Annotated in this window: 10 protein-coding genes; 2 read left to right on the plus strand and 8 right to left on the minus strand. The window is 47.9% G+C overall.

Going from position 1 to position 6,388, the window contains the following annotated elements; all coding sequences use genetic code 11:
* Window positions 1-3: 3 nt before the first annotated feature.
* The 8 genes from GX441_04785 to GX441_04820 form a co-directional block, all read right to left on the minus strand.
* Complete coding sequence (locus GX441_04785; protein ID NLI97959.1) at window positions 4-507, minus strand: DinB family protein; 504 nt, start codon at window positions 505-507, stop codon at window positions 4-6.
* Window positions 508-516: 9 nt separating this feature from the next.
* Window positions 517-1,215 carry a class I SAM-dependent methyltransferase gene (locus tag GX441_04790; protein NLI97960.1) on the minus strand — a complete coding sequence of 233 codons (699 nt, stop codon included), beginning with the start codon at window positions 1,213-1,215 and terminating at the stop codon, window positions 517-519.
* Between the two features lie 76 nt (window positions 1,216-1,291).
* Window positions 1,292-1,681 carry an FMN-binding protein gene (locus tag GX441_04795; GenBank protein NLI97961.1) on the minus strand — a complete coding sequence of 130 codons (390 nt, stop codon included), beginning with the start codon at window positions 1,679-1,681 and terminating at the stop codon, window positions 1,292-1,294.
* A gap of 1 nt (window position 1,682) precedes the next feature.
* Window positions 1,683-2,195 carry a cupin domain-containing protein gene (locus GX441_04800; protein ID NLI97962.1) on the minus strand — a complete coding sequence of 171 codons (513 nt, stop codon included), beginning with the start codon at window positions 2,193-2,195 and terminating at the stop codon, window positions 1,683-1,685.
* Complete coding sequence (locus tag GX441_04805) at window positions 2,196-2,582, minus strand: FMN-binding protein (protein ID NLI97963.1); 387 nt, start codon at window positions 2,580-2,582, stop codon at window positions 2,196-2,198.
* A gap of 15 nt (window positions 2,583-2,597) precedes the next feature.
* Complete coding sequence (locus GX441_04810; protein NLI97964.1) at window positions 2,598-3,275, minus strand: hypothetical protein; 678 nt, start codon at window positions 3,273-3,275, stop codon at window positions 2,598-2,600.
* 48 nt (window positions 3,276-3,323) lie between these two features.
* A complete protein-coding gene (locus GX441_04815; GenBank protein ID NLI97965.1) occupies window positions 3,324-4,151 on the minus strand; it encodes an MBL fold metallo-hydrolase in 828 nt (275 codons plus the stop codon).
* Between the two features lie 139 nt (window positions 4,152-4,290).
* Window positions 4,291-4,428 carry a hypothetical protein gene (locus GX441_04820; protein NLI97966.1) on the minus strand — a complete coding sequence of 46 codons (138 nt, stop codon included), beginning with the start codon at window positions 4,426-4,428 and terminating at the stop codon, window positions 4,291-4,293.
* 316 nt (window positions 4,429-4,744) lie between these two features.
* Here GX441_04820 and GX441_04825 point away from each other — a divergent pair, with 316 nt between their 5' ends.
* A complete protein-coding gene (locus GX441_04825) occupies window positions 4,745-5,548 on the plus strand; it encodes a DUF4111 domain-containing protein (GenBank protein NLI97967.1) in 804 nt (267 codons plus the stop codon).
* Between the two features lie 190 nt (window positions 5,549-5,738).
* On the plus strand, window positions 5,739-6,388 hold a 650-nt coding region (locus tag GX441_04830), incomplete at its 3' end, for a DUF4332 domain-containing protein (GenBank protein NLI97968.1).

The raw sequence follows: 6,388 nt of genomic DNA on the forward strand, positions 1-6,388 counted from the left end.
CTCCTAGCAGGCGCGTTCTTTTGCGCCTTCAATCATCGCCCGGAGCGCCTGGATTCTGCCTATGTGAAGGGCGGTGTGGCAGGCTGTTATAAAGAGCCAGTGCGCTATTGAAAGCTTATCCTCAGAGCTTGCAGGGACGTTGTGGAAATCCGACGAGGTAAGCGAATCGATATATTGGTGCGATTTCCGGCGAACATCCTTGACCCATTCAAAGACATCCTCCAGAGGTTCAACCCACTTGCGAAGGTGTTCGGAAGGACACCATTCAACACCAAAAACCTCGTATCTTGGCGGAATGACTTGATCCTTTTCGCCCATAAGAAACCTTGAAATATGATAACTCTCACGGTGTGCTATGTGTCCGACCTGCCATATAACAGGCAGACTGTTCTCGTCGGGAACCCAGTACAGCTGATCCGCAGACAACCCTTCAATCTCCTTCAAGGGGTCGGCGTACCAGAACCCGTCTCCGTAAAGGAAGCGAGCGAGTTCTTTCAAATCGGGCATATCCTCCTCCTACTTTTTTATGGATTTCACGAAGTACTTAATCATCACGCGCGAATCATCCACGCGTTCGGTTTTGAAAAACTCTCTTGCTGTTTCTTCAAATGACTTCCTTGAAAAACCTATATGGGGTCTTCCAAGATACTCCTCGAGTCTGACCATCAAAGAATAATGCTTATGTTCCGGATTGGGAATATCGAGCGCTAATCTCGAATTAGGCCTGAGAATCCTTGAAAGCTCCCCAAGGGCGTCCTTGACGTAAGGCAATGAACAGTACTCAAGGACGCCAATCATCATCGCGATATCAAAGAAATCATTGTCAAACGGCATCGAAGAGACATCGGCCAAAAACAGACCGCCCACGGAGACGCCCTTATCGTGAGCGTACTTCCGCATAGCTTCGATAAGAGCCGGGCTTATATCAACGCCATAATACACAGAAGGCCACTTATCGAATCCATAGCTTGCAAGATTAGCCGAGCAGCCGGCATCCAGAAAGCGCATTCCGGCTTGAGGCGAGAGGTAATCCTTTATATCCGGGTTTGCGCTGCCGCATCCTCTGGCGTTTCCCAGGAATTCCTTGAAATCCGGAGAAGTCCTGAACTCCAGAGGAAGAGCTGCCATTGGATCAATTCCCCGCTTATACTGTTCGACAGTCGTGTCGTAGGCTTTGCGAATCCGTTCGAGCTGCTGGCTTGTTTCTTCATCCACTAACCGCCCTCCTTGCCGAGAGCGTCGCCTTCAGCTCTTTTGATACCTCTCGCCATTGCCAAGAAAATCGTCATGATTACTCGACTGACCCTTTTATCAGGGCGTCACGGATGGCTGCAAGATAGGCTTTTGAAGTCACGGTGGCGCCTGATATTACATCAACCTTCAATGATTGCCTGGCAACAACGGTATCGAGAATCGCCTGTCCTTTGCGGGAGTATTCGTTTCCGCTAAAAGCCTTGACAATTTCTATTGATTCAATCTTGTGACCACAAACAGTAACCGCTACGGTGTACTTCATTACGCCCACAGGGTGCGAACCCTGGTATGTTCCGTCTGAGACTTTGCTTAAATCAACGTCCGCAATCTCCATAGCCATGGTTTTTTCCACTTCCTTAGCCGTTCCGCAGCCGGAAAAGAATGCAATAAATGCCAAGGCAAGAAGAATTATCGTTTTTTTAGACATCTCAATCCTCCGTTAACTTCTCAACAAGGTTCTTCCTATCCGGATACCTTCTCATCAAGTCTCTCCTGTTTCCTTGCTCGTACTCGGAGTAGTCGAACCCGGGGGCCATGGTTGTTCCCATAAGCGCAAATCGTCCGCCAGGCGAGAGGATGGCTCCCTGCCATGTTCCAGCGGGCACAACCACCTGCAATCTCTGACCGTAAGCGATATCGGGACCAATCTGTACAACCTCAGACGATCCATCTGGCCGGAGCTGGAGCTGCGTAACCGGGTCGCCCAGATAGAAATGGAATATCTCATCAGTAGGGAGTCTATGCATGGCTGAACGCTGGTCAGGCGTAAGGAGATAGTATATTGCCGAGCCGAAGACCTTGGCGGATTTATACCTGGGGGGGAGAGCCTCGCGCGGGATCACTTCGGTGGAGCGGTATGACTGGCAATAGTACCCGCCCTCCATCTCGAGGCGCTCAAGACCCAGCAAGCGGATTATCTCATCCGCCGTCAAATCCCGCATTTACTTCATACCCTCCTTCAAAGCGTTCTCTATGCACTTAAGGTATGCCTTGGATGTCGTAGTGGCGCCTGTTATTACATCCACATTGAGCGACTGATGAGCTACTACGGTATCGACTACGGCCCGGGCCTTTACCGCGTAAGGAGTACCGGTAAAAGCCTCGATAATATCAATCTTTTCTATCCTGTGGTCCTTGACTGATACTTCAACGAGAAATTCAGCGTCCACATAGGAATATGAACCTTGATAAACGCCGTCTTTAATCTTTGAAAGATCTATATCTTCAATACGCATCTCGCGTGTTTTCTGCACTTCCTTGCGGAAACCGCAGCTTGCATTTAGTAACGCCGCAATCATCACTATAAAAATCGGAAACAATTTTGTCATCGCTAAACGCCTTTTTTAGATTTTCTCCAGCAGAAGTTGCGCAAGAAGCCTGCGCCGCTTGGAATATATATCACTTCTTTCGGAGCGCTTGAGGGACCTTTCAAGAACAGGAGCGGCATGCTTGATCTCCGATAGGGCGGTCGGCGCTTCAATTTCATTTAGAGCAAGCAATGTATAGTAAAAAGGGAACCTGCGCCACTTGCCGCCCTCAAGGCGGTGAGCCTTGAGGGCCTTGACGCCTCTTTCCAGCAGCTCCTCAGGATTCCTGAGCCTGCCGACAAGGGCGTGGCGCCACACGGAGACCGTGCATGCGCCGCAGCAGTAGGTTCCTGAGTTGTACGAGTAGGAATTGAGTCTTTCCTGAATGCCTGCGGTTGCTTCTTCCAGTGCGTTCAGGATGCCCCTGTCCTGTACTTTAAGGAGATTCAGCGCTCGACAGGCCTCCTCGCCAAGAACATGCGATGTTCCTGCGCCTGTGGTTATGCGCTCGCCTGTAAAAACCTTGATGCCATCCTTTAAGTCCTTGTCTGTGGGTGCGAACATGTTTGCGTAGGAACCGTACAGACCATGTCTTGCGGCTATCCACTCTGCAGCCTTTAACCTTTCATCCTTAGGGAGACTGACGCCCGAAAAAAAAGCGTCGTTCAAGGCGTCGATAGTTTTTGCTAGACTTGACGGATAAATGATCTTCACGCAGTCCTCCAGTTAATTTACTGAATTATGCACTCCATCCCTATTCTGTCAATATGAATCAAGGTCCTTGCCAGAGACCACTTCACCGTCGTAATGCTCCCTAATCTCAGCTAGAAGTTCATCATCGCTTGTTCCCCAGTAGAGCTGATGGTATAAAACGAGCAGTCCTGGCTTGGCGGCATTTGCAATACCGGCAAGCTGACTGGTTGAAGTGTGCACTTGCGAGTGGTAGGCTTGCCAGTCCGGCGTGCGGCGGTTGAAACCTGCGACTGAATAAACCTCGTGAACCAGAATATCGCATCCTTTTGCCTTCTCAATTAAAATATCGGATGGAGCCGTATCTGAAGAAACGACTATGGTCCGGCCGCTTCCTTCAAACTTATACCCATAAGCCTTCCAGGAGCCGTGAACGACCGGGAACGCCTCGATTGCAACGTTATCATCCAAGTATATGCGTCCGGGTGCGTCAATCTCGTTCGACTCAACCCCCCACCCTGTCTCATTGGAGGGCTGAAGACCCTTAGAGCGCTCACGGATATCCTCCTTATATGCTTCAAGGATGTGCGAAGTCATTGCAGAGATGCCGGGAGGTCCCCAGATATGCAGCGGTTCCTTGCGGCCTAGAACCCATGGTGTGAGTATTAAATCGGGGTATCCTACGGTGTGATCGGAGTGAAGATGCGTAAGAAACGCAAGTTTGAGCGTTGCAGGGTTGAGCCCCGCCTCAAGAGCCCTGTGTACGACTCCTGCTCCGAAATCGACGATGTAGGGTTGACCTTTGGATACTACGGCAAGAGCAGGACCAAACCGTCCTGATTGTGCGTTCGGGGTTCCTGTTCCAAGAAGAACCAGCGTCGTCTTAGTTTCCATTTGCATCAGGATAGGTTCTTGCGTTCATACAAATCATTATGCCTTCCCTTGGCTGCTTGTCAATACCCCTTCTCGTTTTTAGGAGTTAACCCATAATAGGCAAAATCCTTACAACCCGGGATCCATGTTTGTGCAAGATATTATATTAATAGAGCTTGTCTTTAAGCATCTTCCCTATTGCGATTACCTTCTCTTCGTTGTTGGTATTGCCACGCTTTTCCTCAAGGATAACGTACATCTTATCCGAATCATTCTCGCCATATTTATCGGTGAAAAAAAACATGTTATTTCACCTTTTCCTTCTTTTTGACCCGCCATCTAGGACCTTCCTTGTGATTTTCAATGATTCATAAATCCATCCTCGTCCACCTCTAATATTCAGAAAATATAGATTCATTATAAAAAAACGCGCAAAAGTGTCAAGTATATTAAAAAGAGGTATTCCATAGCTTCTTCAAATGAATCCAATAGTCCTTGTTTTTCTTGACAGCCAAATACAACTAAGTAAAGTCCAATAAACGATAAAGTCTGGAGGATTGGCAATCACGTAGTTCGAATGAGTCAATAAGTTTGTTTTAAGTATTGAAGGAGAACGAATTTTGAAAGGGTTGCAACGAGTTTTAGATATTAAAGAACCACTTTTGGGGATAACACTTAAGAGATTTACTCAAGAATTAATCGATTTCTTTAAAGAGCGGTTGCTTTCTATAATCCTTTACGGGTCAGTGACTTTCGGCGATTTAGCACCAGGTTACGGAGACCTCGATTTTCTTGCCGTAACAGACGATGATCTTTCCGAAAAAGATTGCGATGGACTCATCGAGCTGCGTAAGCCATTTCGGTCCGAGGCTTCTGGAATATATGCTCATATGCTGGAAGGTGCCTTTCTTCCCCGAAAGATGCTTGACCCTGGAGTTGCAGGAAGGGCCTTCTGGTGGGGAACAACAAAGGAAGTCCCCTGGATGCGGAATCAGCTGGGGTGGCTTGTGCTCCATGTCATCCGTGAACGGGGACTGGTAATATGGGGCAAGGATTTAAGACAAGAAATCCCGACAGCTAACCGGCAGTCGCTTCTTGAAGATGTTGCGAATTTCTGCAAAGGTGTACCTGCCAGTCCCAAGGGAGATATACACGATATTGACTGGTTACTCACTAGCGCAAGACTTCTCTTATTTCTTAAGGAAAACAGGTTAAGCTCCAAGAGCGAAGCCGCAGATTGGGGTGTCAGTAATACCCAAGGGGTATGGAAAAGTCAGTTGCAAAAAGCAAAGCTTTTGCGTCTGAACCCGCAGCTGCTCGATACATCGGACTGGACAAACTGGCTCGCTAACCTAGGAATTTTTATTAACGAAGCCCGCCAGGAGCTTGAGGAAGAACTTGTAAGACTTGACAAGTTCGATTAAAAGAGTACGCTTTTATTTACAAGGCACGGGATTTCAAAAGAATTAAAGCCAGAGAAGATCTATAAGAAAGGATGATTCCCAATACGCCCTGGGCTATTGGATATGTCCTGTGCTGGTATGAATCTCAAATTAAGGTCTCCATTTTCAGCGAATGGGTGGCTTTTAAGAAGATGAAAAAAAAGGACGAGAGATGAGAAAAGAAGAATTCAGCAAAGAACTGAAACGACGAGGAAAGAAACCGCTCGTAGTGGAAGGACTTGTTAACTCGGTAAGGCTTTTTGAGGAGTATCTGCATCAAAAAGGCAAGGAGCTTGAGGATGCAGTTGAGAAAGACCTCAAAGATTATGCTGCTTTATGTGAAGCCGAAAAGAAGGATTCGACCAAGGTAAAGGTCAGGGGAATAATGCTTTACTACAGCTTCTTGGGCAACAAGACGATGACGCAGCTGGCAAACAAGCTCAGGGAATCGCAGACAGCCAAGACACGCAAAGTGTTTCAGATAAAGGATTTTATTGGCGTCAACATGGATCATATAAAGAAACTAAGCGCGCTCGGGATTACAGGCGTGAAGCAGATGGTTGAAGCGGGTAAAACGCCGCAACTCAGAAAAGAACTATCCGGTAAAACCGGCATTCCGCCACAAAGCATCCTTGAACTTGTCAAATTGTCCAACCTCGCCCGCAGCTCAGGCCTCAAAGCCGTTCGAGCCCGGCTGTATCACGATGCAGGCTTTGATACATGGGAAGAGATTGCGCGATGGCAACCCGAGAAGATGCGTGAAAAGCTCAGCCGATACATAAAGGAGACAGGTTTCGAAGGCATACCGCCCACCCCAAAGGA

The sequence above is a fragment of the bacterium genome (genome assembly GCA_012517375.1).
In the GTDB taxonomy this organism is placed as follows: Bacteria; Hydrothermota; Tepidihabitantia; order B3-TA06; family B3-TA06; genus JAAYVC01.